Genomic DNA, 25,558 nt, shown 5'->3' with positions numbered 1-25,558 from the left:
ACTGCTTGGAAATCCAAAATGAAACCTAGTTCAAATGTGCAACCAAAGCGTGTTTCACGGCGGACGCTGCTAAAGGGAACGGGCGTCAGTATGGCGTTGCCTTGGCTGGAATCGATCCCTGTTTGGGGAATCGAAGCAAGCAAGGATGAGGTTCAAACGCCAAAACGATTTGCGGTTCAGTTTATGGCCTGCGGAGTCAACCGGGACCACTGGTGGGCGAAGCCAAACGATGGCTCGGATTCCACGGTTTCCGAAGGTGTCACCGGACCGATGGAGTTAAGCAAAAGCCTGCAGCCCCTGGAGGCTTTGAAGCATAAACTGAACTATGTCGGTGGGCTATTTAACCGTTCCGCCGTGGGCGTCGGAATTCACCCCGGGCAGACCGGGAACATCCTTTCCGGTGCCTCTTTGCAGAAAGGGGCAGAACTGCGCGGTGGGATCAGCGTCGATCAGGTGTTGGCGAACCACTGGGGCGACCAAACGGCGCAGCCCAGTCTTGTGCTGGGATGTGAGCAACCGGTGACCGGGTACCACGAAACCAATTTTTCGATGGCCTACAGTTCCCATATTTCCTGGCAGAACGCGACCTCCCCGGTGCCGATGGAGGTCTACCCTTCCCTCGCATTCGACAGTCTGTTTGACAACCGCGGCAATCGCCGAAACCAGAGTATTCTTGATCGTGTCCAGGACCACGCCAACAGTTTGCGTAGGGACGTAAGCGCAGCCGATCAAGCGCGTCTGGATGAGTACATGACCAGCGTCCGCGAGGTCGAAAAACAGGTCGAACGGATGCGTAAGGAACAGGATCGAGCCGTCGATCGTGCGACTGAGAAAGGGAAACCATTGGTGACGATGGAGCGGCCTGATAACGGATTGCCGGAAGACATTCGTGACCATATGCGGTTAATGGGCGATTTGATTGCGATCGCCTTTCAGACCGACAAGACACGAGTCGCTTCGCTGCTGTTGTGCCGCGATATTTCGGGGCTGTTCTATCCGTTCCTCGATGTTCGCAAAGCCCATCATGCAGCGTCGCATAGCGATCTAAATGATGACTTTGAACGGGTCACCCGGTATTACGTCAGCCAGTTCGCCTACCTAGCTGGAAAACTGGACGCGATGCAGGAGGGGGATCGCACCGTTTTGGATAATAGTTGTTTGCTGTTCATCAATAACATGTGGTCTGGCAGTCGGCACGATTCATCGAAGGTCCCCTTGCTGATGGCTGGTGGACTGGGAGGGACCGTGGAAACCGGCAGAGTCCTGGAATTTGGCGAACAGGATGATGAAGATCGCAAACTCTGCAGCTTGTATCTGACCTTGATGCAACGGATGGGCTTGCCTCAAACCGCCTTCGGCGACGCAGCAACCGCCTTGCCAATCTAGGGCGGGTGGCTGGTTCGCGAGCTCGATTTCGCTTAACTTTTGGCTTTGCGATTCTCTGCTGAGTGAAAGTTACTCGATCGACGGTGCCGTTGTGTTAAATGCTTGGATGAATCTTGACCTGACGGTACGGCTGACGTTGTTAGGGCTATTGGGCTTGGTTCTAGGCAGTTTCGCCAACTGGGCAATTTATCGCTGGGCATTTTTTAGGGCGCCGGTCAGCCCTTGGCTGGAACCCCCGAAAGGGCATGAACAGCGAAGCTGGGTGGCTCGCCTGCCGGTTGTTGGCTGGTGGACGCGCGCTGCGGAAGTCGATGCTCAGCTGGACGCCGCACGAGCTCGCCTGACGTTGATGGGGTACGAAGTCCCCAAAGATTGGCGTCCACGTCTTCCTTTTTGGTTTCGCCCCATGCTGATCGAATTGGGGATGGCTTTTGTGGTCCCTTGGCTGTACTGGTTTGAAACGGAAGCGGGGGGACTGCTCCCACAGGGGATTCAGGTCCAAGCCGTTATCCTGCAGCACCAAGGCTGGTTTCATTGGCTGTATATGGGCCACTTGGTTCTTCTGTTGGCGATGGTGGTCGCGACCTTTATCGATTTTGATGAGCAACTGATACCGGACGTCATTACGATTCCAGTCACCCTGCTGGCCATGGTGTTGGGCGCCTGTTCGCTGCATACCTTTCTGCCGTGTCCTGTTGTTTCGAATGGTGTGATGAGCATCGTGCCGACGACGCTGGGGCAGCCCGGAGGCTGGAGCGAAATGTGGCAAGATCCGCTTGGACTTGGGATCGGCTGTTTCTTGTGGACCGGTTGGTGTTTCGCACTTTCGAATCGACGCATCATCACCCGCCAGGGATGGGGGAAGGTGCTTCCGTTTTTTGTGGCCATCATGCGTCGCGATCCAATGAGCAAATGGTTGTTGCTGATCTGGATTGTGGGAATGGTCTTTGTCGGTGCGATTTGGCAAACAGGTGGCACTGCGTGGCAGGGATTGGCAACCGCGTTGATGGGGATGGCGATCGGTGGAGGAACGATCTGGGCGGTCCGGATTGTCGCCGGACTGGCCATGGGAGAAGAGGCCATGGGTTTCGGCGACGTCACGTTGATGGCGATGGTCGGAGGTTTTGTCGGATGGCAAGCGACCGGAGCAGCATTTTTTATTGCTCCTTTAACGTCGATCTTTATCGTGCTGTTGTCCTTCCTGTTAACCGGCCAACGGATGACTCCGTTTGGCCCCTACCTCTGTGCGGGGACGATTGTCACGATCCTCTATTGGCCTGTGATTTGGACCGAAGCAATCCTTCCCGCTTTGTTGCTAGGGCCTTTGTTCTTGACCATTATGTTGGTCGCTCTTTTGGCGATGGGCATCCTGCTAGGGATTTGGCGAATGATTAAGACAAGGTTGTTTGCGTAGGCATCGCTCTATTTGCTTAGCCTGGGAGCGGAATAACCTTGGTCGCGAATCTGTTGCAGTTCTTTCTGCATGGAGATTACGCGATCCGGGTGGTTGGAGGCGACATTTTTCCTTTGCCCGATATCGGTTGAAAGGTCGTAAAGTTCAGTTGGACCCTTGTCGTCCGGTTGGTATCCGTGCTTTTTCTCCCAGTCGATGTTGCGCCCTGAGATGTAGCCGCTGCGGCTATCGATCAAAAGCCAGTTTTCCTTGCGAAAGGCATATTGATCAGCGTTGGTGTTGTGCACGTGGGAGGATCGTACCGTTTTGTTTTCGCCATTAAGAAGCGGGCGCAGATCATGCGAATCTTCTGCTGCGTCGCTGGGAAGTTGGAAACCGACAACGCCTGCCAATGTGGCCATGATGTCGACCTGTGAAACAAGGTTTTCGCATGTTGAACCCGGCTGGGTGACGCCTGGCCAGCGGACGATCATCGGGACGTGATGTCCTCCTTCGTAGATGTCACGTTTTAGGCCTCGGAATGGAGCAGCCGACCAATGGTCGTATTTTGCGTCCCGGGCGTAGGCGTATTTTTCAGGACCGTTGTCGGCGCTGAAAATCACAATCGTGTTGTCGGCCAATCCTGATTTCTCCAAGGCGTTCAACAGTTGTCCACAGGCATCATCTGTTTCGAAGACGAAATCGCCGTAGGGTCCCGCATTCGATTTTCCATCAAAACGGTCGTTGGGGATGATCGGCGCGTGGGGAGAGGGAAACGCAAAATAGAGAAAGAATGGCTTGTCACCGGCGGTCCTTGATTCAATAAATTGAACCCCGCGCGCCGTCGTGGTTGGAATGTTCTGGTAGGGATCCCAGTCGGCTGCCATCGGACCGGGGCGGCACTCCCAGTTTCCTTCTTTGATTTTCTTAAATCGTGATGTGTCTAGCATCCGGTCAGGGATCTGAGCGACTCGATCATTTTCGATCCAGCAATACGGGGGGAAATTGATGACGGTATCGCCGAAGTAGGAATCAAAACCGTGGGCCAAGGGGCCATTGGGAATCGGTTCGTTCCAGTTGTAGGCATCGGGGCCGTAGACCTTCCGTTTCTGATTGGCGATCGGTTTTGCATCCGGTTTGCGGATGGCGGCCCAGTCCCAACCCAAATGCCATTTTCCAATCGCGGCCGTTTGGTACCCACACTCCTTCAGCATTTCAGGAAGCGTCAGACGCTCTGGGGCGAAAACCGAATCTCCCATCGCTTGGACGATCCCATGGAAGTCTCGCCAGTGATGCCGGCCGGTCAGGAGTGCGTAACGGCTGGGAGTGCAGATTCCCGACGATGAATGGGCATCTGAAAATCGCATGCCCTGAGTGGCCAACCGATCAAGATTGGGCGTCGGGATCTTGGATTGAGGATTTTGGCTCGCAAGGTCACCAAACCCAAGGTCGTCCGCATAAAGAATAAGAATGTTGGGTGATCGATTTTCCGCGGCTGGCAAATCGGATCGTAGGCCAATGGAAGCGAGCAAGACTAGCCCGACAAAGATCCAGTCGTGTTGACGAAATAGCATGGCAATCGGATTCCGAATGAAAGAGAAAAGATCGGATAGGGATTAGGAAGAAGAGAGAGAAGGTTTTTCTGGGGCGCTATTAGATTATGGATCTTCGCATTGTACGAAGGGATGTAAAGTCTATTCGTCATGCATTGCAGGTCAGTCGACGCTTTGGCGAGCGTAGCGACGTGCCTGCCATCGCTAGTGCCTGCCGTCGCTGCCGTCGCCAGACGGTGGTTCTTGTTTTTCTAGAGCTGCGACGATCTTTAATCAGAGGAGGATCGGTGTTGCCGAATTTGTGTGGTCGCCGTGTCGCACGTGGCGTTTGGTAAACCGGTTAGCGATGGATGGTTGTTTTCGACGCGAGAAGAACTGCCCTTCGTCCCAGCTTTGGAAGACGAACATGAACCGGGCAATGGAAATGCACACGCGGTGCGTTTTGCCATTGCCCGGTCGATAGAAACGAGGCCTAAGCGGCTAGTCCGTATCAAGCCTTTGGAATCCTGATTCCTATTTGCCGGTCAGTTGCTGAATCAGATATTCAGTGACCGTCGCGTTTTCGACGCCTTCGGCGCCGGGATAAACAAGTTCACATTCAGACCCTTCGGCTTGGCAGTGAGCCTTTAATTGGACTCCGAAATTAGAGGTATGTGTTGGATCCTTTTGCGGTTTACCCATGGCTGGCGGCGCGCTGTAAAACAGATAAACCGGTGGATCGTCTTTGCTTACTAGAGCGTAAGGCGAGTACTCTGCGATCCATTCCGTGATGCTATCTCGTTTCGCCAGAAATTCGTCAAACTGGGATACGGCAGGTTTGCCATCGGTTGCCGGTTGACCCTTGAAACCAAAGGCATGGCCACCGTAGCGACTGTTAGGAGTCCATTCTTTCATTTGTTTCGGGTCAAGAGTTGTTTGTGCACCGGTTACTGCGGCGCAATACAGTCGGCTGGATTCTCTTGCGACAGGGTCTTCGCTATCGGGATCCGCTAGGTCGGGATGGAAGGCCAACCAAAGGCTGCTGCAGGCTCCTGCGGAACCGCCGGAAGCAGCGATGCGTTCTTTGTCGATGTTCCATTCTTTGGCTTGGCTGCGAACGTATTGCAGGGCTCGTGCCGCATCGTGGAGAGGTCCTTTGACCGGCGGAACCACTCCATCCTCGGTCGCTTCAGCGATGAAACGATATTCGACCGAAGCGACGGAGATTCCGGCAGCAAGCAGTTCAGGAAGCATCGTGGTCAGCCCGCTCATTCGGCCGCCTGCGTTCCAGCCACCACCGTGGATGAAGAGCAGTACCGGAGTCGGTTTGTCCGAGGGTGCTTTCCAGAAGTGAAGTTTTTGTTTGAGGTGCGGCCCGTAGGCAACATCGAAATGAGTCGGTTCCGGCAAAGCAGGATGGGTGGCGAGGAATCGTTCGCCTTCTGCCTTGGGGATTTCTCGGACGAACAGATTGCGCCAGCGGATTTCACCACCGTGCGTCTGCAGCATGATCGGTCCGGTCGCAGGCAGCGGTTTGCTGCGGTCCCAGAAGTTTTCCATCACGGCCCCTTCGACGACGGGGCGTGAATTCAGCCAGACCCAAGTGCGAGCACCGATCTGTTGGATTCGTAGTTTGTTCCATTGACCGAATGGGCGGTCGGCGAAACGCAACGGGTCACGTCCCAGTGTCGCGGGAGTATTGTTAAACAGGCCACCGGATCCCATGTGGGGGCGACGGGTGGGACGTTCGGGATTGAATTCTTGATTCCAATCCCAAATTTGGACCTGAGGCGTTCCACGCAAATAGACTCCGCTGTCTGCCCCCGCGACGGTTTTGTATTCCAACCGGAATTCCATGTCGCCGAAATCGGCTTCGGTGGTCGCATAAGGACCATGCCCATCGTTGACCAATTCACCATTCTCAACGGTCCAGTGGTTGGCGAAATCGGCTCGCTGGGCGGCAAGGTTGGCTTCTTTGGCCTCCCCTTTCAGTTTGGTTCCCTGGTGGGGATTCAGCCCATACCAGCCGGTCAGGTCTTCACCGTTAAAGATCGCCTGGAAACCTTTGGGGGGCTGAGGCTTTTCGGCTTGAGCCGGTAGGGACAGTCCGGACAGAACAAAAGCGACAACGCAGAACCACTGGCCGGTTTGTCGTAAATGGCTGTAAGTGGAAGCGACTGAAGAACGCCGCCTAGAGAACGCAAAGGTGGGCATTGAAAGGTCCAATGGTCGTGCAGGATGGGGGGCAATGTAAAGGCGCGAATGAGCTCCACCATTTTAGTCGATCCTGAATCGGAATGGAGAGGAACTGTGGAATTGAGAAACGTTGAACGTGACTATGCAGGTTCGGCTGATTTGCTCTGTTTTCCTGGGGTTTAAAGCGTTTGTTTGGCGGGAACGCTGCGGACGCCGAAAAACGGCTGGCTGGTTTTGAGTTCGCGTCCGGGGGGCAAAGTGGTGAAAACGCCCTTGGATACAGAGGCCCGTTTTGCTATGAGAACGGTACTGATTTCGGATTTTCGTTTTTCTCTCCTCCCACCTTGCGGGCTGGCAGTGCTAGCAGACTTCAAAGTTGGACGTTGCACCCGCAAGTGTTATGCGGAGAATCGCCCGTTAAAGCCTGGAGAGACTTTCTACTCGGTTGTCCTTGAGACCGAGGAAGGGGATCTGGAACGTCGTGACTATTCGGCAAACGCTTGGACCGAACCTCCGCCGGAAACGATTGGTTGGTGGAAAGGGAAAATTCCAGAAGCGGGCAAGGCAAAACTTGTCTTGGCGCCGAATGCTGTTCTGGTCGATCTGCTGCGGCAGTTAGTTGCCAACGACGACCGCGTGGAACTGGCGTACCTATTGGCGCTGCTGCTGATGCGTCGCCGAGTCGTGCGGCCGCTGGATCCGCCTTCTGCTGCAGTGCACGATCCTAACGATTCCGAGGAAGCATCCGCGGTCGAACAGGTTGTGCTAACGGTCGAAGTGCTCGCGGATGGGCAAACAATTGATGTGACGGAATGCGAAATCCAACCCAAGAATGTGGCGCCCCTTCGGGACGCATTAAACGAATTGTTGTATTGCGAGGCCGAATGAATAAGCTCCCCTCGGCCGTCGCTGGCCCCGCCAATAAAGAGGATTCGGGAATGGTCGATTCGCAATGTGCGAATACGTCCGGCCGCCTGCTTTCTCGATATCCCCAAGATTTCAGTGGACGCTCTGCTGGCGTTTCATTTTTGCATCTGCTGGCGACATTCTTTGTTGTCTGGGTTGCAGGCGGTGCCGCTTGTAGCCGACAGCAACGGATCCAGGATTTTCAGCCTCCTCCAGTAGTGTTCGAATCGGTGCCGACCTTGGAAGGGTTGGCCGAAATGGTCAACCGAACCGATGAAATCCAAAAATTACAGTCCAATTCAACGACGGTGACCGCTCCAGATTTTTCTGGAAAAGGGCTCTCGTCGACGCTGATTTTAGAGCGTGACAAGCACTTTCGATTGCGTGGAAAGCTGTCGCCGTTGCCGACGGTGCTGGTCGACCTGGGAAGCAACGATGAGGTCTTCTGGTTTCAGACGCCCGATGGCATGCAAAAGATTCTTTATTATGCCGAGCATGAAGCCTACGCAAAGCAAACCGAACGCATGGTGTTGCCTGTTGATCCGACTTGGTTGATCGATGCGTTGGGGTTGGTCCATTTGGATCCTGCAACCGTTACCGAAGGGCCGACGCGAAGACCTGATGGGAAGCTTGAGGTACGTAGTCAGATTGCGATGGCCGGAGGAAATTACCGACGGTTGTACGTCATCGATGACAAAACGGCGGTTGTGACCGAGCAGTATCTGTACGACACGAGTGATCGCTTGGTGGCTCGCGCAATTGCGTCGGACCATCGGTTCTATCAAGAGGTGCAGTGCTCCATGCCGCATCGCATCGACATTCATCTGCAGCCCGATGTCGGTCCGCCGATGGCGCTGGAAATTGAGGTCGGTACTTACAGCATCAACCAAATCCTTTCGGGGGATCCGCAGCTATTTACGATGCCAACCGGCGCATCGAAGAAAATCAATTTGGCGACGATGGGTGGAGTCGCGTTTGGTGTTCCACCTGGTGTTTCGGATGCGAATTCGCCCTATGCGGGCGTTTCAAATGGTGGCAATCCGGCTCCGGCAGCACCGTTGTCGACCGCATGGCCCGGCGGCGCGGTTTCCGAAGGCGAATCTAGCGGTGCCGCAGCGGAACCGGAATCGACGCTCAAGTTGCCTCCTGAACCGACTGGCGGCCCGGCGCAGTACACTGCTGAAGCTCAGTACGCCCCCGCGACGGATTACAATCCCACCCTGCGTGGAACCTTCATGCGGTAGTCGCAGCGGATCGCTGCGGTAGCACTTGGTGAAGGCCGGACGTTGTTGGTTTCTTTGCTAGGTTGTTGTGGCTGGGAATTCGGGCAAGAAGATGGGGGCAGGAAGATGGGGATGCGGCTGTCCGTTATCTTGGGGCTGTTCTTGGTTCTCTGTTTGCGCAGCCATAACGGCGGGGCGGCAGGCTGGATGCCCATCGCAGGCTCTTTTTCAAGACAGAGGCAGAGACCTGCATCAAGCCTCTAAGTGGCTCTGGCGGCTAACCCCGGCAACGAAGGCAGGTTCCGCTAGAGGGCGGGCTGAGGCTTTCTGGCGACCCGGATCAGGATGGCGACTCGTTCGGTCGTTCCGTCGGGGCGAGCGGCCGTGAGGATCTGTTTTCCTAAGCCGAAGGGATCTTTAAGCGGGGCAATCAACAGCGATTGGTTCTGATCCAGAGGCGTGTCGATCAGCAGTTCTCGCAGGACCCATTGTTCGCGCTGCATGTTGGTGCGAATGACTTGGTCGGTGCTGACGTAGGACTGACGAAACGGTCCATGTTCAATCCTGGGCCAAGTTCGGATGCGGACTCGGCCATCGTCGCTGGGGCGTGCCTGCAGGGTTAGCAGGAACTGAGGTTGTTGAAGCGTGCGTCCGATCGAGTCTTTTCCTTTGCGAATGACAACGCTTTGGGACTCTTTGGAGGTTTGTCGAATCGCAAATTCTTCCTGTTGACCGTCGCGGAAGGGAAGCCGGTGTTGTGAGCTGGCAATGTCCGATGAAACGGCAGCCTGTTGCAGCAGTTTCTGTGCAGGGTCGTCGGGTTGAGGGATTCCAATTCGGTCCAGCAGTTGTTCGATGTGGTCGATTCGCCCTGCCCTCAGACCGTTTGCTTGGAGGGCGGTACGCGTTTTCGCATCGACCGCAAGTTCGTCGGTGTCTCGCCAGAGGATCTCCAATGGATCGGCTCCCGCGTCGATGTCTGAGGCAGGCAGGGCATCGGGAAGCGGCCAGAAAATGATATCCATGACCGTTGCATCGGCTGCAACCGATGCCGCCGGTAGGCCTCGGCTCTCGTGAGGGCTAGGCGGAGTCGCTTTCCATTGGGCGCAGCCAGCCATCGTAACAGCCGCTAAAGCGAGCGTTAATTTGCGGGGACGCGTCCAGTGGAGAGTCGGGATTTTCATTGGGGGGACAGTAATCATCCTTGCGGCTGCAAGTCAATTGCTTTTCGGGAACAAAATATTTACCAGGGGCCGCAAGAAATCACTCAAGTTCGCTCTGGCGGTGGACGGGGCGGGTTGGTAGATATGGAAATCAACCGATCGCGTCTTCCGCGATCATGTTTGAGTGCATTCCCGAACGGAGCTGACAAGATGCGATCGATCGCCGTGATCAATCAAAAAGGTGGTGTTGGAAAGACAACCAGTGCGGTCAATCTTTCGGCTGCCCTTGCCGAATCGGGCAAGCGAGTTTGCTTGTTGGATTTGGATCCACAGGCCCATGCTTCGCTTCATCTAGGCGTTTCGATGCCAGAGGGAGACAGTATGTACGAAATCCTCTGTGGTGGTGCGACCATCGAATCGGCGCGCTGCTGGATCAACGACAATCTGGCGTTGGTTCCGGCGAACCTTGATTTGGCCGCTGCCGAAATGGAATTGGCCTGCGAAGTCGGTCGCGAAGTCATCCTCAAGGATGCCCTGGATGCGGACCAAGAATCCTTTGACTACATCGTCCTTGATTGCCCGCCTAGTCTTGGCGTTTTGACGATCAATGCACTGGTTGCCGTCCAGGAAGTTTTCTTGCCTCTTCAGCCACACTTTTTGGCTTTGCATGGGTTAAGCAAACTGTTGCGAACGATTGAAATCGTGTCGCGGCGTTTAAACAGTCAGTTGCGTTTGTCTGGCGTCGCCCTCTGTATGTACGATTCCAATACTCGCTTGGCTGCGGAAGTGAGTAAAGATGTTGAAGAGTTCTTTACAGCGACCCAAGCGCAGGGTGGGATCTTCAGCGATTCCAAGTTCTACGACACTCGTATCCGACGGAATGTGCGACTTGCCGAAGCCCCAAGTTTTGGTCAATCCATTTTTCAGTATGCACCCACCAGCAATGGAGCCGAAGACTATCGGTTCCTTGCAGAAGAGGTTCTCCATCAATATGAGCGGCAAGCCGTAGCGGCATAGCCCTTAGAATCCTTGCAATTGATATTGTTGGATTTGGCTTAGCGGCGAAGCATTTGTTTCGCTTTTGAATCCTCTGCTTATCGACGCCATGCGACCTAGCGTTCCATGGCGTTCTTTCTTTGGAACGTCTTTGGTTCCAACAGGATAAGCGATGAGCCCCGAATCCAGTCGAAAACGCCCCTCGCGAAAGCGAAACCGCCAAGCCGCAGCGATTGTTGAGCTGGCGGTTTGTTTGCCTGTTCTTGTGTTGCTTGCGATGGCAACTGTTGAGGCTTGCTCCGTGCTGTATTTGAAGCAGAGCCTTAAGATTGCTTCTTACGAATCAACACGAGTCGGCTTGGTACCCACGGCTCGTGCTGAAAATGTCACGGCTCAGGCCGATTTGATTCTGGGTGGTCGAAATATCAAAGACTACACCGTCAGCCTCACGCCAGCCGATCCTCGATCGATGGAACAAGGGGATTTTTTCCGTGTCGAAGTGGTCGCGGACTGCGGCGCCAATTCTTTTGTTGGCGGGTGGTTTTACACGGGGAAAACGGTTCGGCAGGCAACCGAAATGGTTGCCGAGTAAACGGCTTTCTTTCGACCACTTCAGCTCACTTATGAATTCAGGTACCGCAATGATTGGGAACGCGCCGCGAACGTCTGTCCTCCTTACACGATATTCAGATTGCCTGGACGCCCACAATTTCCGCGAGGTTGCGGTCTCTTCTGGGCTTGCTTGCGACGCGGGTCGTAGGTCTGCATCGCGGAAGACTTCGCCGCGACGTGGCGCGACGATGGTATTGATCGTGGCACTGTTGCCATGCGTCATTTTGCTTTGTGCGTTTGCAATCAATATCGCCTATATCGAACTCGTTCGCACCGAAGTGCAGGTGTCGACCGACGCCGCTTGCCGGGCAGCGGGTAAAGAGTTCGCCATCTCGGGGGACCGAGAAAGAGCGACGCAAATCGCCCTTCAGGTAGCGGCTCGAAACAAGGTTGCCGGAGAAGGTTTTGTGTTGGCAGCGTCCGATATTGAGTTTGGTTTTTCGTCCCGCCCCGATCCGACGGCTCGGTACGAATTCGAAGTCGGGGAAAACGCAAATTCGGTTCGCATTACGACCGACAGTTTGTCGAAGGGAGCCGCGGCGTCGCCGATTCGGCCGCTGATGCCGGTTTTTGGAAAATTCATCAACGTCAATCCTGTGCGGAGTGCCGTCAGTACTCAAGTCGACCTAGACGTTGCGATCGTGATCGATCGAAGCGGTTCGATGGCTTACGCGAGTGGCGAAAATTCGGGGAACTACCCTACCCCGCCAGCCACGGCGCCTCCCGGTTGGGGATTCGGAGATCCTGTTCCACCCAATGCAAGATGGCTCGACACGATCGCTGCGGTTCAAGTCTTTTTAAACGAGTTGAACGAGACGCCTCAGTCGGAGCAGGTCGCGCTGTCGACCTATGACGGCGCGACGAAAACCGATGTGCTATTGACCGAAGATTACGACATGATCCCAACAGCGTTGTCGGAATACTCCAAAGCGTTTCAGAGTGGGCACACAAATATCGGTGGGGGCATTCTGGAGGGACTGTTGGCCGTCCATGATCAGAATCTTCATCGCAACCATGCCGTTCCAGTCATCATTGTGATGACCGATGGAAACCATAACAAAGGAACGGATCCTCGCTACGCAGCACGTGTCGCTAAGAATAATAACGTGACGGTTTACAGTGTGACTTTTAGCGACGAAGCCGGGCAATGGTTGATGCGTTCGGTGGCAAGCTACGGCGGCGGCCAGCACTACCATGCGACCGATGCACAGCAGTTGAAAGATGCCTTCCGCGATATCGCCAGTCGCTTGCCGACGCTAATTACTCAATAGTTATCTCCGATGAGGAAAGATTGGATGCCATTGCTTGTGTCTTCGACGAAATCCAGAAGGGGAGCCGCCGCCGTTGAGTTTGCGTTCGCGACGGTTGTGCTGTTTTTTGTGTTGTTTGCGGCGATTGAATTTTGTGGTGTGAGTATGCTGCGTCATGGTGCGGACACCGCTGCCTACGAAGGAGCTCGCGCTGCGATGGTTCCCGGTGCAAACGTGCAACTTGCCGAAACGGCCGCTCAAGATGTCCTAACCAAAGCGGGATTGAAACAGGCAGTCATTACGGTGACTCCAAACCCGATCACCGAAACGTCGACGTCGGTTCGCGTGCAGGTCGCGCTTCCTGTCGACAAGAACAGTTGGTTGATGCATACCTTTACACGCGGGAAGACGCTGGTTGGTGACGTTGAATTGATGACCGAGAGAGGCCCGCTGGTCATGGCGTCCGCGCTCCCTGTCCCCCCTCCCGAACCGCAGCCTGAGCCCGAACCGGAACCAGAGCCGGAACCCGAACCCGAACCAGAGCCGGAACCTGAACCTGAACCTGAACCTGAGCCGGAGCCCGAACCAGAGCCCGAACCCGAACCTGAGCCGGAACCCCCGCCTCCTCCTCCACCGCCGCCTCCTCCGCCACCACCAATTTAGAAAGTGGCGAGGCGGCAACATTGTCGCACTAAATCAAAAAAGCCGTGAAGCGTTTTCCGCTTCACGGCTTTTTGCGTGGGGGAGTTGTCTTGGAGAGGACAGTCTTGCGGCGTCGATTCTCGCTGAATGGGTTGGCACCAAAAAAAACAGCCACTGACCTACGCCAGCAGCTGTTTCGAATCTTCGCTTCGCATGACGACTAATGAATCTTATTCGCCATCGATGGTTTGGATCGAAAGTGCACGGAAGCGAACAGGATCGCTATGGCCCGCAAATCCGAAGTGTCCTTCCTCAAGCATTTTGCCAGGGTGAGCGCTGTCGGCCATGTAATCGGTGATCTTCGAAAGGTCGGTGTCCAAGATGACCGATCCGTTCAATTCCACGACGATTTGGCTTCCTTTGACGGTTACTTCTTGGAAGTTCCATTCGCCAACAGGGCGAAGGTATCCGCGTGTGGCGGCTGCCATTCCGTAAGCCGAGCCGTGGTATTGGCGGTCATCTAGCTTGCTGTATTTCTCAGCGGTGTTGTCCAGAACTTGAAGTTCGGTGACTCCAGCGTAGGCGGGGTTTCCTTTGCCTGGATAGCGAATGGCAAGTCCATTGTTGCCACCAGCTGGAACCTGGAATTCCAAACGGACTTTGAAATCTTTGTAGGTCTTTTCGGTGTAAAGGTTTCCGCCGCGACCTTCGCGACACTGGATAGCACCGTCAAGAACTTGATAATCCGAAGCGGCTCCAGTCCAACCTGCAAGCGTTTTGCCGTCAAAGATCGGTTCGAAACCTTCTTGACCATGACTGGCAAGGATTGCGTTGGCTTCTTCGGCGCTTAGACGTTTGACTTGGACGTCACGCCACTGGATTTCACCGCCGTGCGTTTGCAATTGGATCGGGCCTTTTGCAAACAGTGGAAGCGAGCGATCCCAATAGTTGTGCATCAATGCGTGGTCGACGACTAGTTTGTCGTTCAACCAAACGCTGGTGCGGGCACCGACTTGAACGATCCGAACATCGTTCCATTCGCCGAAGGCTTTGTCGGCAAGCACAAGTGGGTCTTTGCCTGGAGCACCAGCGGCGTTGTTCCACAGTCCGCCGGATCCTTTGTCGGCACCAATCTTCGCTTTGCCTGGATCGGTGTAATCCCAAATCTGAACTTGTGGAGTCCCACGTAGGTAAATTCCGCTGTCAGCACGGGCGACCGTTTTGTATTTCAGGCGAAGTTCGATATCGCCAAAATCTTCATTGGTCGTGAGGTAAGCTCCGTGTCCATCGTTGATGACGGTGCCATCTTCGGCAACCGACCAATGGTCCTTGATCTCTTGATTCCACTGAGCTTTCTTTTCGTCCGATTGCTCGGCGTATTTGCGTGGGTCGAGGTTAGGACAGCCGTGCCATTGTGAAAAATCATTTTCGCCTGTCAGCGCTTCGAAGCCCTCGGCTACAGGAGTTTCTGCGGCAAGGGGCGAAATACAGGAGACGGTGACTGCTGCGGCGAGGGCCGCAGAAAAGAGTTTTTTGAGAGGCATCTTAGCGTGATTTTCCTTAGGTGGGCCTGGAAGGTGGGCAATGTGATTCCTGCCCATTATGCCCAAAGTCGCGTTAAAATGCGCCACCGGCGAGAACTTTTTTTAAATTCCAGTGACTGAAACGCCCTCTGTTTGGGCGTATATCCCAAGGCAAACGCCGCAGGGGCGGGCTGCACCACCGTATCTCCCGCGAATGGAGCCTCGGCAGGAGATACGTCTTAGAAATATTCGCGGTTAGCTTGGGCCGCCAGATAGTTCCGTTGCCCGTCGCACTCGTTTAATCGCGATCATGAAAGCTGCCGTCCGTAACGAGACCTTCTGTTGCTGGCTGATTTCCCAGACTTTTTCAAAGGCTTCGACCAGCGTCAGTTCCAATTCCCGGCGCACACGATCAAGGCTCCAGCGATAGTGCTGGCGGTTCTGGACCCATTCAAAATAACTAACCGTGACACCGCCGGCGTTCGCGAGGATGTCGGGCAAAATCGTGACGCCCCGATCGCTAAGCTGTTTGTCGGCGAGCGGAAAGATCGGACCGTTGGAGCCTTCGATGATGATCGGCGCGGTGATTCGATCGACATTTTCTGCGGTGATGACTCCCCCGATTGCCGCGGGAATTAAGACATCGGTATCTTCTAATTCCAGCAAGGCTCCAGCCCGTAGTTTTTCGCAGTGAGCGTATCCATCCAATTGACCATGCGGATGATCCATTGTGTGACGCAGCAGGTCTGGAATATTCAGGCCTTCACTGTTGTAGTAAGTCCCCGTCACATCACTGACTGCAATGATAGGGAATTGAGCTTCGTGGAGAAATTTAGCCGCATGGGAGCCAACGTTTCCGAACCCTTGGATGGCCACACGGGTGTCGGATGCTTTGCGTCCTAAACGTCCAATCAGTTTAACGGTCAAGATTCCGACGCCTCGCCCAGTTGCTTCTTCGCGTCCTTTGGCACCGTACTCTTCGACCGGTTTTCCTGTAATGACTGCGGGATTAAAGCCGTGGTATTTTTCCCATTGGTTGCGGAACCAGGACATCACTCGGTAATCGGTACCCATGTCGGGAGCCGGGATATCGCTGTCAGGGCCAACGATGTCCTGAATTTTGTCGACAAAAGCGCGAGTCAACGCCTCTTTTTCTCGCATGCTAAGCGTGCGTGGATCGACTTCGATCCCCCCTTTAGCGCCTCCATAAGGAAGGTTGACGACGGCGGTCTTCCAGGTCATCAAACTGGCGAGCGAACGGACCTCGTCCAGGTTAACTTCATGATGGTACCGCAGCCCACCTTTCATCGGCCCGCGGCTGTTGTTGTGCTGGACTCGATAGCCAACAAATGCAGCCGGTTCGCCATTGTCTCGTTCGATCGTCACCTGGACGGTCACTTCGCGGTTGGCCATCAACAGCATGTCCCGCATCGCGGGTTCCAGTTCCAGACGTTCGGCCGCTTGGTCGAAATAGTATTGGACCGCTTCGAAAGCTTTCATGTTCGGTTTCCTTTCCTTGGTGTGGCATCAGGCTGTAAATTTTCGCGACCTGCTGATCGAGAATCGAGGCAGATCCTTCGCGATTTGGATCAGCGTTCGGGAGGATGCAGCTTCAATTCACCCCCCCCGATCAGTTTGAGACAGTAGGGGACCGCTTCGATCACGGCGTCCAGGCACTCGGCGATCGCTGTCGGCTTTCCTGGCAGGTTAATAATGAGCGACTGCTGCCGGATTCCCGCCAGCTGACGTGACAGGATGGCGGTGGGAACAAAGCGGAGCGACGCGGTCCGCATCTGCTCACCAAAGCCTGGCAAAATTTTGTCGCAGACGTTCTCGGTTGCTTCCGGGGTCACATCGCGAATCGTGGGGCCGGTTCCGCCGGTGGTCAGAATCAGCGGACAGCAGCGGTCATCCGCCATTTCAATAAGTGCGGTTTGAATGGCGGGGATTTCATCCGGAATGATTTGCGAAAAGTAGTCGACCGCGAAAACGCTCCTTTTTGCAAAGTAGTCCCGGATGGCAGGGCCTCCCAGGTCTTCATAGACCCCTTGGGAAGCGCGATCCGAGATCGTCAGGACTCCAATTTGAAGTGGCATTCACTGATCGTTTCAAAAGGTATCAGAAAAAAAGGATTTCCTGCGATTCGGAGCGAAACCTATGCCTCCGTTCTGTGTTTTACTCAAAAGAGCGGTGGACCGCGGACGTCGAGAGGTATCTCGTTGTGCCGTCTACCGTAGTGCTTCCCGCGGCCTGGTGGCTCGACGTTCGCGGTCTGCCGCTCTTTTGACTTCTCTCTTAGAATACTCGGTCGTGCTCTTCTCTGCAGGTAGCACGGTTTCGATGGTTGCGTACTTTACGAAATTTTCGGCGACTTTTCTTTACCTTTTCTCGGAGTGGGCTTGATGCCTTTGTTACGGTTCCTCGCTGGTCTATTGGTGGTTGCGGCACCCTGTGTCGCGTCTGCGGATGACTGGCTACGTTTTCGGGGCCCCAATGGCTCGGGAATCGCCGCTTCTGAGGAAATGCCGCCCGCGGAGTGGGCGAGCGATAAGAATGTCCAGTGGTCGCGTGACTTGCCAGGGCCTGGGCATAGCTGCCCAATTGTTGTCGGTGACAAAGTGATCCTGACTTACTGGACCGGTTACGGACTGCAACGGGAACAGCCCGGCGAACAATCGGCGCTGCGACTGCATCTGATCTGTCTGAATCGGTCGACCGGAGCGACGCTCTGGGATCAAGAGATTCAACCGCAATTGCCGGAAGAACAATATGGCGGAATGTTTGCCGAACATGGTTATGCATCTCATACCCCGGTAAGTGATGGTGAGAAAGTCTATTGCTTCTTCGGGAAATCGGGGGTGCATGCTTTCGATTTGGAAGGCAACCAACTGTGGAGCCACGAAGTGGGGGATGGACTTGATCCGCGCCGCTGGGGATCGGCTTCAAGTTTGATTCTTTTCAACGATGTCTTGATCGTTACCGCGGGCCCCGAGAGTGGCAGTTTGTTTGGATTGAACAAGCACGATGGTACGCAAATCTGGAAGCAGGAAGTCGGGCTGAGCGGAATGTGGGGGACGCCGATTCTCTCGCAGGTCGATCAAAACCGTACCGATTTGGTTCTGGCCGTCCCGGATGAAATCTGGGGAATGAATCCTGAAAATGGAAAACTACGCTGGTTTGCCGACGGAATTTCCGGAGACCAAATGAATGGCAGCCCCATCGAAGTCGATGGCGTTATCTACGCAATGGATGGTCGCAGCGGAGAAGCGGTTGCCATCCGCGGTGGTGGAAAAGGGGACGTCAATGATTCGCATCTCGTTTGGCGCGAAAACCATCGCGCACGTATTTCAACTCCGGTTCATTACCAAGGTCGACTCTACTGGGTTGCCAGCGGGGTTCTGAATTGCATCGATGCAAAGACCGGAAGTCAGGTCTATCAAGAGCGGCTTGCAACCGGGAACGCGGCGGGCCAAAACCGGCGTGGTCGCCGAGGCGGCCAAGATTACAGCTCGCCGGTCGTTGCCGGAAATCGGCTGTATTTCTTCAATCGACAAGGGGGCGGTTCGGTTGTGGAATTAAGCGATCAGTTCAAGTTGTTGGCATCCAATACGTTGGATGGAGACAACGGAGACTTCACGGCAACACCAGCAATCGCCGATGGGCAATTGTTCGTAAGAACCACCAACCGAATCTACTGCATCGCTGAGTAGGCAAGAGGCGAATTTCTTTTCGCCAAACGCTTATACGTTTGGCGATGGTTTGGGTGGGGCATTGGATTGTCGTCCTTCGCTCGGGACGTGCAATTTATTCGTGACCTATTGCCGGTAGGTCATCGCTCACGTATGCCGCACCTCTCCAAGACAAGGATTCGTGCTTGTATTGATTCACTCGCTTGCGCTTTGCGCTAGCGGTCAGTAAGCGGAAGACGACACTTTTGCTTCGGAAAGGTTGCTTATGCTGGCTAAACGCAATCTCAGATTTTGCGTTTGGCTGTCATCAATTCCCTTCGCGAAGAAGGTCCAGATACTGTTGGGCGTGAGCTCGTTCGGTTCTTGGCAGGGATTGGTTTTCGACGGCGTCGCTTTCCTCGCTGATGGCACTGCGAACCGATTCTTGCAGTTCTTCACGGCTGACCCCTTTTTTGTTTTCACCGCCGGCGACTCCTGCGATGATTCCGCGACCTTTTTGAGGTTTGCCACGAACTTGGGTTTCGTAGGTGTTGGTGTCATCCTCCGATTCAGGACGATCGCCGAACCCTTCTCCTTCCCCTAGACCGTTGCCTGGTTTTTCGCTTTTTCCCATCCCCATTCCTTGGCACTGCTGGCAACCGTTGCCCTGGCATTGCTGGCATCGCATCTGATCTTTGGACTGCGATAGTTGTTCCATCGCGTCGTCTAGGCTTTCCAGTTCGTCGAGTTCTTGTTGCATTTCTCCCAGTTCATCGGCCATTGCCTCAAGGGCTTCCGACGCCGATTGGGAATCCCCTTTTTGCATTGCATCGGAGGCCTTGCCAAGACCTTCGGCTAGTTTTTGCATGCGATCCATCTGGTCTTGTTGCTGATTCATTTCGTTCAGTTTCTGCTGCAGTTTGTCCGCATCGGCTTGGCGGCCTTGGCTCTTGGCTTCCTCGATTTGTTCCTGCAGTTTTTGTTTGTCCTGTTCATGTTTCTGAGCCGCTTTTTCGATCAAGTCTTTCATTTGCTCGATCTGTGCTTTCAGTTTTTTCTTTTCCTCTTCGTTCAGATTTCCGTCTCGCATCTTTTGGGCTAGGTTTTTAATTTCGTCCTGTGCTTTCCCAAAGTCTCCCTGTTGGAGCGATTTTGCGACGCGGTCTGCGGGCCCTTTTTCCATGTTCTCTAGGTTGGAGAGGGATTTGCGCATCTTGTCGGGCGAACCAAGTTTTTCACGACGCTCAGCCAACGTATCTTTCAGATCGTTTAATGCGATCATCGCTTCTTTGCGATCGGTTTTCTCACGTTTCGTAATCTTGTCCAGTTTTCGATCCAGCTGTTTAAACAGATCCTCGACATCGGTTAGTCCCTTCTCTTTGGCTTGATCGCGAGCTTCTTGGATTTTCTTTTTGAGGATTTTTGCGGTCCGTTGCACTTGTTCGGCTTCTTGTTTCGCAGCCAAGAGAGCGCTGGCGTCCAGTTCGTTTTCACGCGTGGCGTTGGGGATGAAAATCAAGACTGCCAGCAGTGCCAGCGGGATCAGCGGCAGCAAACCGAGTTTTGCGGGGCGGAGTCCAAAACGATCGGGAATCGCAATGCGTTTTGCACGCTGTTCCGCGTCGGCCACCAAAGCTTGCCCCGCTTTGGTTTTGCGTTCCGATTCACGCATTGCCAAAGAACTGCTCAGTCGTTCTCGCAACGCGAAACGACGATCGATTTCCGAAGCGGTTTCGGCATCCGAAGGGCCTTTAAAATAAGTCCAAGCGACTGCACTGATCAGGCCGACCGCAAAAGCGCCTCCCAGCCATGCGGCATTCCAGGCCGAGACATCAATGGCCAGTGCCCAGATCTTTGGCAACGCAATCCCGATGAAAGCAAGCATCAGGCCCGCAAAGAGTGTCCATGAGATAACGCGTCCAAAAGTTTGGAGCATTAGTCGGCGGCGAGCCCGCTTGACCTGCGTTTCGATCTGGTTCATCAGATACGCCTCGTGATCGGAATTTGGATAGGCCGTTATCGAATTCGGAGACCTTACGGTTATTATAGAGGCAGTCAGCCTCCTCATTGGCTCCCTTTTTCCGCTGGGAGTCGCTTTTTTGCCCCTTTCGAGCCCCCTATTTATGGCAGCCGTTGTGAAGCCACTACCGGATCCCGACGATGCTCCTGGAACGGATGTCGTTATTTTCGACGGGCAATGTCGCTTTTGCCGCGCTCAGGTCGAGCGGCTGCAGCGGTTTGATCGCGGTGGGCGACTTTCCTTTATCTCCCTTCATGACCCGCGGGTGGCCGAACGTTACCCCGATTTGACCCATGAACGGATGATGGAGGAGATGGTCATCGTTGATACAAGTGGCAATCGTCACGGAGGTTCGAACGCGGTTCGATATCTGACGCGTCGTCTGCCTCTGCTGTGGTGGGCCGCGCCGATTTTGCACATGCCAGGGACCGCCCGATTGTGGCGATGGGCTTATCAGCAAGTTGCCAAAAGACGTTACAAGCTGGCCGGAAAAGACTGTGATGGCGATGCCTGCAGCATCCATCTGCGGTAATTCTTAGAGGCCTGTCTCCCTCCTTTGATTCGGTTGTGACGGATTTGCGGATAAAAGGGGCGGTGAATCGAGGAACAGGTCCGTCATAAGAAAAAAAACTCACCGGATCGGATTTCAAGAACTATTTTGGAATCCATGGACATCAACCTTCTGGAAAACCGTTTTGCTCGTCGTGCGGCCACCGGCCTAGCGCGCTGCATGTCGTTGTTGACCGTTAGTTTGGTTCTCGGGGGGACGGGTCCTGCATTGGGTGTCGACTGGATGACTCTGCCAAGCACCTACACACATGCTCCGAGTGGAGCTCGCGTTAATCAGTATCGTGCCCCGCAGCCAGCCTATACCCCGCAAGTGTCCAATTTCCGCAGCAGCGGATATTCTCACGTGCGGAGTTCGATGCAGTTCGGTGCTTCAGCGGACAACTACCATCGCGTCGAGGAATGGGGAGATCCTGTTCGTCCGTATGGTGAGTGGAGATTCCCGTATCGGCCTTATTCGCAGCCTTATGCGGCTTGGGGACCACCTTTGGCGGGACTCGGGGGCATTTGGGGAGGTTATGGAGGATACGGAAATAATGGTGGTTACGGTCCCGGATATCCGGGCGGTGGCCAGCCAGGTCCGGGGCATCCAGGTGGCGGTCGACCCGGCTCCGGGCATCCTGGTGGTGGTTATCCGCCGGGGTTTGGCAATGGAGTCGACGGAGGATCGCCGTTGGGCGGTGCTGGACGTCCTTATCCCTCCCTTCCGGGGACGGGGTACGCTGTACCTCCTTACTACGATGGAAGTTATCCATCGACGCCTTACGCCCCCCCCATGAGCGACGAGCAGTTCTATTATCGTCCATGATCCGATGTCAAAAGGATGCCGAAAGTATGGGTGGATTACGGTATCTGAACACATTTTCATTCGACGGATAGCAGGCGATCGGCTACACTCAGCGGAGTAAATCCAAACGGTGAGATATTCGGCAGCATTGATGTCAGGCGTCTTGTCGTGAGAAGCCGTTTTCTGTCTTAACGGTGGCCTGTTCGCTTATCCTGCACACTTTTAGAGTTGTCAACTGATGCTCAAACCCAAGTCTCGGAATCCATCAAAATCGTTGGATGGTATCGATCTGACGCGGGTGGTCGATATGGGCGACAGCGACCGAGTTGTCATCTTCCTTCATGGACTATTTGGGACCCCAGGTCATTGGCAGGAAGTGATGCAATCGCTTTCTTCGCAATATCGCGTGATCGCCCCACAGCTTCCCATCGACCACCAACCGGAACGGCGTCGCAACGGGATGGAAAGTGTCGCGGACCTGAGCGGCATTGTGGCCCAATTTATCGAATCGCTTGGGCTGGAATCGTTTGTCTTGTGCGGAAATTCGCTAGGCGGATTGCTGGCCATCGATTTATGCGTTCGAAACCCAAATTATGCCGAAGGTTTGGTGCTGGCCGGAAGTGCCGGATTGTTTGAACGAAGTCCGATTCGTGGTCTGAAGCCACGCCCTTCCAAAGATTTTGTGCGTACCACCGTCCAAGGAATCCTCCATGATCACAGTTATGTGACGGACGAGTTGGTCGATCACTGGCACGCAGCGGTCCATGACCGCGATTATGTCCGGTTCCTGTTGCGGGTATCGCGTGCGACCCGAGACCGGAATGTTGAAAAAGAACTCGATCAGCTTGATTTGCCAACGATGATTATTTGGGGAAGTGACGATGAGATCACTCCCCCATCAACGGGTAAAGACTTTCAGCGTTTGATCCAGGGATCACGCCTGGAGTTTATTGACGGGTGCGGCCACGCTCCTAATTGGGAGCGTCCAGCGGCGTTTACTAAATTACTTGAAGACTTCTTACCAAGTTGTTTTGCTTCATCGTGAAATCTGAGCAGTCCGCAACGGATGCGGCCGACCACGACGGGGCACAACTCCCCGTTTCCCACCATCGAATCCCACGCTACCGACAGTCTGCATTTTGGATTGTCACGGTAGCCGTATTATGTGCTCCGCTAGTTGCCTATGGCGCGATCGGTGCCTTGCGTAATACCTCGAATGACCCTCGGCAGTGGTTGCCTCAGGGGTTTGAGGAAACCGATCGATACGACCTCTTTCAAAGTCAATTTGGCAATGATGAAATTGCGGTCGTCAGTTGGCCGGGATGTACGCTGGATGATCCGCGTCTGCCGCAGTTATCTTCGGCACTGGTGGCCAGTCCCTTTTTTGATCGTGCGCTGACCGGGACTGAAATTTACCAACAATTGACCGCTCCGCCGCTCAATTTTAGTTCCGCGGGTGCAAGGGTTCGGTTGGGAGGGTTTCTGGTCGGCCCGGACGGGCAATCAACCTGTATGGTGCTTAGCACCTCGCTGGAAGGCCAAAGCGATCGCAGTGCGGCGGTTGCCGAAATCCGCCGACTGGCAAAAACCGAAGTGGGACTGGACGAATCGGAGTTGCGGCTTGCGGGACCGACGGTCGATGCGGCCGCGATCGATGCAGAAAGCCGAAAATTGCTCTTTCAGTTGGCTGGTTTTTCGGCCGCACTGTCGCTCCTGATTGCAACCTATCGCTTAAAAAGTTTAGCGATGGCGTTGATGATTTTGTGTGTCGCCGGGTACAGCACCGGTCTGACTCTGGCGATCCTCTATTTTGGTGGAGGCCAGATGAATCTGTTGATGACGATGCTGCCACCACTGATCTATGTGTTAAGTATTTCGTCGGCCGTTCACCTTGTTAACTATTACCGAGACGCCGCCGCAAATCCTAAAATCCGCAATGTTCTCAGCACCGCGGTCCAGCAAAGCCGACTGCCATGTCTGTTGGCGGCCAGTACGACGGCCATCGGTTTGGCCTCGTTGGTACTAAGCAAGATCGGCCCCATCCGAATGTTCGGGCTCTATTCCGCTTTGGGAGTCCTGGTTGGGTTGGTGCTCTTGTTCACGTTGCTACCAGCCGCTTTGAAGTTGTTTCCGCCGAAGGTTGGAGCCCCAAAATTGCCTGTTGGTCAGCGTCATCGAATCGCGTCGACCCTGGTTGGATTTATTCTCCGGCGTCACGGATGGGTTTTGACGGCTTGTTTAGCGTTGATGTTGTTTTGTGGTTCCGCGCTCCCCTCGATCCGGTCGACGGTCAAATTGCAGGACCGGTTCTTGCCGGAAAGCGATGCGATCCAGGATTACCAGTGGTTGGAAGAGACGATTGGCCCAATGGTTCCACTGGAGATTGTTGTACGCTTTCGACGTGACGACCCGCGGGATCGTGTTCAGCGAATGCGAGTCGTGGCGGCGGTTCAGCGGCAGATTCACTCGGTGGATGAACCGGTATCGACGATGTCGGCGGTGAATCTATTGCCAGCGGCCACCAGCGGCGGCGGAGTCCGGCAGGTGGTCGCCCGGCAAATGATCAATCAACCGAGTACGAAGACGGAATTGATGGACGCCCACTTCCTTGCCGAAACCAATTCAGAGCAGCTCTGGCGGATCACGGTGCGAGCCAATGCGATCGGAGATTTGGACTACGGCAGGTTCTCTGAAACGTTGCGGCGCGTGGTCGATCCGGTCTTGGAAGAAGCGGAGGTTAGCGGGACCTACACTGGAGTGATCCCCTTAATCTACAAGGCACAGCGTCAATTATTAACCGATCTGTTTCGCAGCTTTTTAGCCGCGTTCGCCGTGATTGCCGTGGTGCTGGTTGTGGTCCTTCGCAGTCTTAGTGCGGCCTTGTTGGCGATGATCCCCAATCTGTTTCCTGCGGTCGCCATTTTTGGTGGGATCGAATGGATCAACATCCCTGTTCAGATCGGGTCGGTGATGACCGCCAGTGCGGCACTGGGGATCGCCGTTGACGATACGGTCCATTTTCTCACTTGGTTCCGACGCGGTTCGCAGCAGGGGGTAAGCCGTCCCAATGCCCTGCGTCAGGCCTACTATCATTGTTCCGGTGCGATGGCGCACACGACGATGATTTGTGCTGGAGGATTGATCGTTTTTGCAGCCAGTTCGTTTGTGCCAATCCTGCACTTCGCGTGGTTGATGGTCACTTTATTGCTGGCGGCTTTGATCGGCGATTTGTTTTTGCTTCCCTCTATTTTGGCGGGACCGCTTGGCCGCTGTTTTGAATCGCACTCTGCAAAGCCTGTTGATAAGCCTGCAGATTCGCCGCGTGTTCTTCCTGCAAAGACCGCCCGACGTGGACACCCGATAACAAATCTTGAATGACCTGCGGCAACGCGTGGAGGGCTCCCGGTTCCACGCGATGCTGAAACCATTCCAGTTCTCCGTTTCGCCCCAGCACGCAGAGCGTGGGGGCGGTTTCAACGCGGAATAGGTCACGTCCGATCGCTTGCCGATCATCGACCCAAGGTAGTGGCGTATTCCATTGCTGCAAGGTTTGCCCGGTCGGAGGCCCGTCTTCGGCCATCACGATGACGAATCGTGTCGCATCGCGACTGGCCGCGGGGAGCGACCCGGCCAATTGATGCAGTTCCTGGGCCGCTGCTTCACTTCCCGAGTGGCGAGCGACCCACAGCAGCAC

At 54.7% G+C, this 25,558-nt stretch carries 20 protein-coding genes; 13 read left to right on the top strand and 7 right to left on the bottom strand.

What is annotated here, in order from left to right; translation table 11 throughout:
• Positions 1 to 18 precede the first annotated feature (18 nt).
• Together FF011L_RS17655 and FF011L_RS26430 are read left to right on the top strand one after the other, a co-directional pair.
• The gene (locus FF011L_RS17655; RefSeq protein ID WP_145352913.1) at positions 19 to 1,386 is read left to right on the top strand and encodes a DUF1552 domain-containing protein; all 1,368 of its coding nucleotides are present in this window, start codon (positions 19 to 21) and stop codon (positions 1,384 to 1,386) included.
• Between the two features lie 106 nt (positions 1,387 to 1,492).
• Entirely contained in the window at positions 1,493 to 2,800 is a 1,308-nt protein-coding gene (locus tag FF011L_RS26430) for an A24 family peptidase (protein WP_218932707.1), read from the top strand.
• A gap of 8 nt (positions 2,801 to 2,808) precedes the next feature.
• Here FF011L_RS26430 and FF011L_RS17645 read toward each other — a convergent pair whose 3' ends face one another.
• Positions 2,809 to 4,353 carry a sulfatase family protein gene (locus tag FF011L_RS17645; protein WP_145352912.1) on the bottom strand — a complete coding sequence of 515 codons (1,545 nt, stop codon included), beginning with the start codon at positions 4,351 to 4,353 and terminating at the stop codon, positions 2,809 to 2,811.
• Between the two features lie 492 nt (positions 4,354 to 4,845).
• Positions 4,846 to 6,525, bottom strand: a complete 1,680-nt coding sequence (locus tag FF011L_RS26885; protein WP_145352911.1) for a family 16 glycoside hydrolase — start codon at positions 6,523 to 6,525, stop codon at positions 4,846 to 4,848.
• Positions 6,526 to 6,804: 279 nt separating this feature from the next.
• On the opposite strand from FF011L_RS26885, the gene FF011L_RS17635 reads away from it, so the two are divergent.
• Together FF011L_RS17635 and FF011L_RS17630 are read left to right on the top strand one after the other, a co-directional pair.
• Positions 6,805 to 7,395 carry a hypothetical protein gene (locus FF011L_RS17635; RefSeq protein ID WP_145352910.1) on the top strand — a complete coding sequence of 197 codons (591 nt, stop codon included), beginning with the start codon at positions 6,805 to 6,807 and terminating at the stop codon, positions 7,393 to 7,395.
• Positions 7,392 to 8,657 (top strand): hypothetical protein, encoded by a 1,266-nt coding sequence (locus FF011L_RS17630; protein ID WP_145352909.1) that lies wholly within the window; start codon positions 7,392 to 7,394, stop codon positions 8,655 to 8,657. The genes FF011L_RS17635 and FF011L_RS17630 overlap by 4 nt, the downstream gene beginning before the upstream one ends.
• Before the next feature lie 284 nt (positions 8,658 to 8,941).
• Here the strand turns inward: FF011L_RS17630 and FF011L_RS17625 are convergent, their stop codons facing one another.
• Complete coding sequence (locus tag FF011L_RS17625; RefSeq protein ID WP_145352908.1) at positions 8,942 to 9,820, bottom strand: hypothetical protein; 879 nt, start codon at positions 9,818 to 9,820, stop codon at positions 8,942 to 8,944.
• 189 nt (positions 9,821 to 10,009) lie between these two features.
• Between FF011L_RS17625 and FF011L_RS17620 the strand changes: the two genes are divergently transcribed.
• The 4 genes from FF011L_RS17620 (at position 10,010) to FF011L_RS17605 (ending at position 13,320) form a co-directional block, all read left to right on the top strand.
• Positions 10,010 to 10,816 (top strand): ParA family protein, encoded by an 807-nt coding sequence (locus FF011L_RS17620; protein ID WP_145352907.1) that lies wholly within the window; start codon positions 10,010 to 10,012, stop codon positions 10,814 to 10,816.
• Positions 10,817 to 10,967: 151 nt separating this feature from the next.
• The gene (locus tag FF011L_RS17615) at positions 10,968 to 11,387 is read left to right on the top strand and encodes a TadE/TadG family type IV pilus assembly protein (protein WP_145352906.1); all 420 of its coding nucleotides are present in this window, start codon (positions 10,968 to 10,970) and stop codon (positions 11,385 to 11,387) included.
• Between the two features lie 31 nt (positions 11,388 to 11,418).
• Positions 11,419 to 12,678, top strand: coding sequence for a vWA domain-containing protein (locus FF011L_RS17610; protein WP_145352905.1), 1,260 nt, complete (start codon positions 11,419 to 11,421; stop codon positions 12,676 to 12,678).
• 36 nt (positions 12,679 to 12,714) lie between these two features.
• Positions 12,715 to 13,320 carry a TadE/TadG family type IV pilus assembly protein gene (locus FF011L_RS17605; protein ID WP_246109481.1) on the top strand — a complete coding sequence of 202 codons (606 nt, stop codon included), beginning with the start codon at positions 12,715 to 12,717 and terminating at the stop codon, positions 13,318 to 13,320.
• 209 nt (positions 13,321 to 13,529) lie between these two features.
• Here the strand turns inward: FF011L_RS17605 and FF011L_RS17600 are convergent, their stop codons facing one another.
• The 3 genes from FF011L_RS17600 to mog form a co-directional block, all read right to left on the bottom strand.
• Positions 13,530 to 14,843 carry a 3-keto-disaccharide hydrolase gene (locus FF011L_RS17600; protein ID WP_145352903.1) on the bottom strand — a complete coding sequence of 438 codons (1,314 nt, stop codon included), beginning with the start codon at positions 14,841 to 14,843 and terminating at the stop codon, positions 13,530 to 13,532.
• Positions 14,844 to 15,077: 234 nt separating this feature from the next.
• On the bottom strand, positions 15,078 to 16,322 hold the full coding sequence (locus FF011L_RS17595) for a Glu/Leu/Phe/Val family dehydrogenase (RefSeq protein WP_145352902.1): 1,245 nt from the start codon (positions 16,320 to 16,322) through the stop codon (positions 15,078 to 15,080).
• 89 nt (positions 16,323 to 16,411) lie between these two features.
• Positions 16,412 to 16,918, bottom strand: a complete 507-nt coding sequence (gene mog / locus FF011L_RS17590) for a molybdopterin adenylyltransferase (protein ID WP_145352901.1) — start codon at positions 16,916 to 16,918, stop codon at positions 16,412 to 16,414.
• A gap of 306 nt (positions 16,919 to 17,224) precedes the next feature.
• Between mog and FF011L_RS17585 the strand changes: the two genes are divergently transcribed.
• Positions 17,225 to 18,532 (top strand): outer membrane protein assembly factor BamB family protein, encoded by a 1,308-nt coding sequence (locus tag FF011L_RS17585; RefSeq protein ID WP_145352900.1) that lies wholly within the window; start codon positions 17,225 to 17,227, stop codon positions 18,530 to 18,532.
• Between the two features lie 286 nt (positions 18,533 to 18,818).
• Here the strand turns inward: FF011L_RS17585 and FF011L_RS17580 are convergent, their stop codons facing one another.
• The gene (locus FF011L_RS17580) at positions 18,819 to 20,471 is read right to left on the bottom strand and encodes a hypothetical protein (protein ID WP_145352899.1); all 1,653 of its coding nucleotides are present in this window, start codon (positions 20,469 to 20,471) and stop codon (positions 18,819 to 18,821) included.
• Positions 20,472 to 20,613: 142 nt separating this feature from the next.
• On the opposite strand from FF011L_RS17580, the gene FF011L_RS17575 reads away from it, so the two are divergent.
• The 4 genes from FF011L_RS17575 (at position 20,614) to FF011L_RS17560 (ending at position 25,242) form a co-directional block, all read left to right on the top strand.
• Positions 20,614 to 21,042, top strand: a complete 429-nt coding sequence (locus FF011L_RS17575; protein WP_145352898.1) for a thiol-disulfide oxidoreductase DCC family protein — start codon at positions 20,614 to 20,616, stop codon at positions 21,040 to 21,042.
• A gap of 135 nt (positions 21,043 to 21,177) precedes the next feature.
• Positions 21,178 to 21,885, top strand: a complete 708-nt coding sequence (locus tag FF011L_RS17570; RefSeq protein ID WP_246109480.1) for a hypothetical protein — start codon at positions 21,178 to 21,180, stop codon at positions 21,883 to 21,885.
• Positions 21,886 to 22,102: 217 nt separating this feature from the next.
• Positions 22,103 to 22,909, top strand: a complete 807-nt coding sequence (locus FF011L_RS17565) for an alpha/beta fold hydrolase (RefSeq protein WP_145352897.1) — start codon at positions 22,103 to 22,105, stop codon at positions 22,907 to 22,909.
• Positions 22,906 to 25,242 carry an efflux RND transporter permease subunit gene (locus FF011L_RS17560; protein ID WP_145352896.1) on the top strand — a complete coding sequence of 779 codons (2,337 nt, stop codon included), beginning with the start codon at positions 22,906 to 22,908 and terminating at the stop codon, positions 25,240 to 25,242. Before FF011L_RS17565 ends, FF011L_RS17560 begins: the two co-directional genes overlap by 4 nt.
• Positions 25,243 to 25,558: the final 316 nt, after the last annotated feature.

The sequence above is a fragment of the Roseimaritima multifibrata genome (assembly GCF_007741495.1).
Lineage (GTDB): Bacteria > Planctomycetota > Planctomycetia > Pirellulales > Pirellulaceae > Roseimaritima > Roseimaritima multifibrata.
This window is presented reverse-complemented; position numbering and strand designations above follow the sequence as displayed.

What these genes read in the sequence shown, in the direction of transcription:
- FF011L_RS17655 (WP_145352913.1), top strand. Translation starts at nt 19, where the DNA reads ATGAAACCTAGTTCAAATGTGCAACCAAAGCGTGTTTCACGGCGGACG.
- FF011L_RS26430 (WP_218932707.1), top strand. Translation starts at nt 1,493, where the DNA reads ATGAATCTTGACCTGACGGTACGGCTGACGTTGTTAGGGCTATTGGGC.
- FF011L_RS17645 (WP_145352912.1), bottom strand. Translation starts at nt 4,353, where the DNA reads ATGCTATTTCGTCAACACGACTGGATCTTTGTCGGGCTAGTCTTGCTC.
- FF011L_RS26885 (WP_145352911.1), bottom strand. Translation starts at nt 6,525, where the DNA reads ATGCCCACCTTTGCGTTCTCTAGGCGGCGTTCTTCAGTCGCTTCCACT.
- FF011L_RS17635 (WP_145352910.1), top strand. Translation starts at nt 6,805, where the DNA reads ATGAGAACGGTACTGATTTCGGATTTTCGTTTTTCTCTCCTCCCACCT.
- FF011L_RS17630 (WP_145352909.1), top strand. Translation starts at nt 7,392, where the DNA reads ATGAATAAGCTCCCCTCGGCCGTCGCTGGCCCCGCCAATAAAGAGGAT.
- FF011L_RS17625 (WP_145352908.1), bottom strand. Translation starts at nt 9,820, where the DNA reads ATGAAAATCCCGACTCTCCACTGGACGCGTCCCCGCAAATTAACGCTC.
- FF011L_RS17620 (WP_145352907.1), top strand. Translation starts at nt 10,010, where the DNA reads ATGCGATCGATCGCCGTGATCAATCAAAAAGGTGGTGTTGGAAAGACA.
- FF011L_RS17615 (WP_145352906.1), top strand. Translation starts at nt 10,968, where the DNA reads ATGAGCCCCGAATCCAGTCGAAAACGCCCCTCGCGAAAGCGAAACCGC.
- FF011L_RS17610 (WP_145352905.1), top strand. Translation starts at nt 11,419, where the DNA reads ATGAATTCAGGTACCGCAATGATTGGGAACGCGCCGCGAACGTCTGTC.
- FF011L_RS17600 (WP_145352903.1), bottom strand. Translation starts at nt 14,843, where the DNA reads ATGCCTCTCAAAAAACTCTTTTCTGCGGCCCTCGCCGCAGCAGTCACC.
- FF011L_RS17595 (WP_145352902.1), bottom strand. Translation starts at nt 16,322, where the DNA reads ATGAAAGCTTTCGAAGCGGTCCAATACTATTTCGACCAAGCGGCCGAA.
- mog (WP_145352901.1), bottom strand. Translation starts at nt 16,918, where the DNA reads ATGCCACTTCAAATTGGAGTCCTGACGATCTCGGATCGCGCTTCCCAA.
- FF011L_RS17585 (WP_145352900.1), top strand. Translation starts at nt 17,225, where the DNA reads ATGCCTTTGTTACGGTTCCTCGCTGGTCTATTGGTGGTTGCGGCACCC.
- FF011L_RS17580 (WP_145352899.1), bottom strand. Translation starts at nt 20,471, where the DNA reads ATGAACCAGATCGAAACGCAGGTCAAGCGGGCTCGCCGCCGACTAATG.
- FF011L_RS17575 (WP_145352898.1), top strand. Translation starts at nt 20,614, where the DNA reads ATGGCAGCCGTTGTGAAGCCACTACCGGATCCCGACGATGCTCCTGGA.
- FF011L_RS17570 (WP_246109480.1), top strand. Translation starts at nt 21,178, where the DNA reads ATGGACATCAACCTTCTGGAAAACCGTTTTGCTCGTCGTGCGGCCACC.
- FF011L_RS17565 (WP_145352897.1), top strand. Translation starts at nt 22,103, where the DNA reads ATGCTCAAACCCAAGTCTCGGAATCCATCAAAATCGTTGGATGGTATC.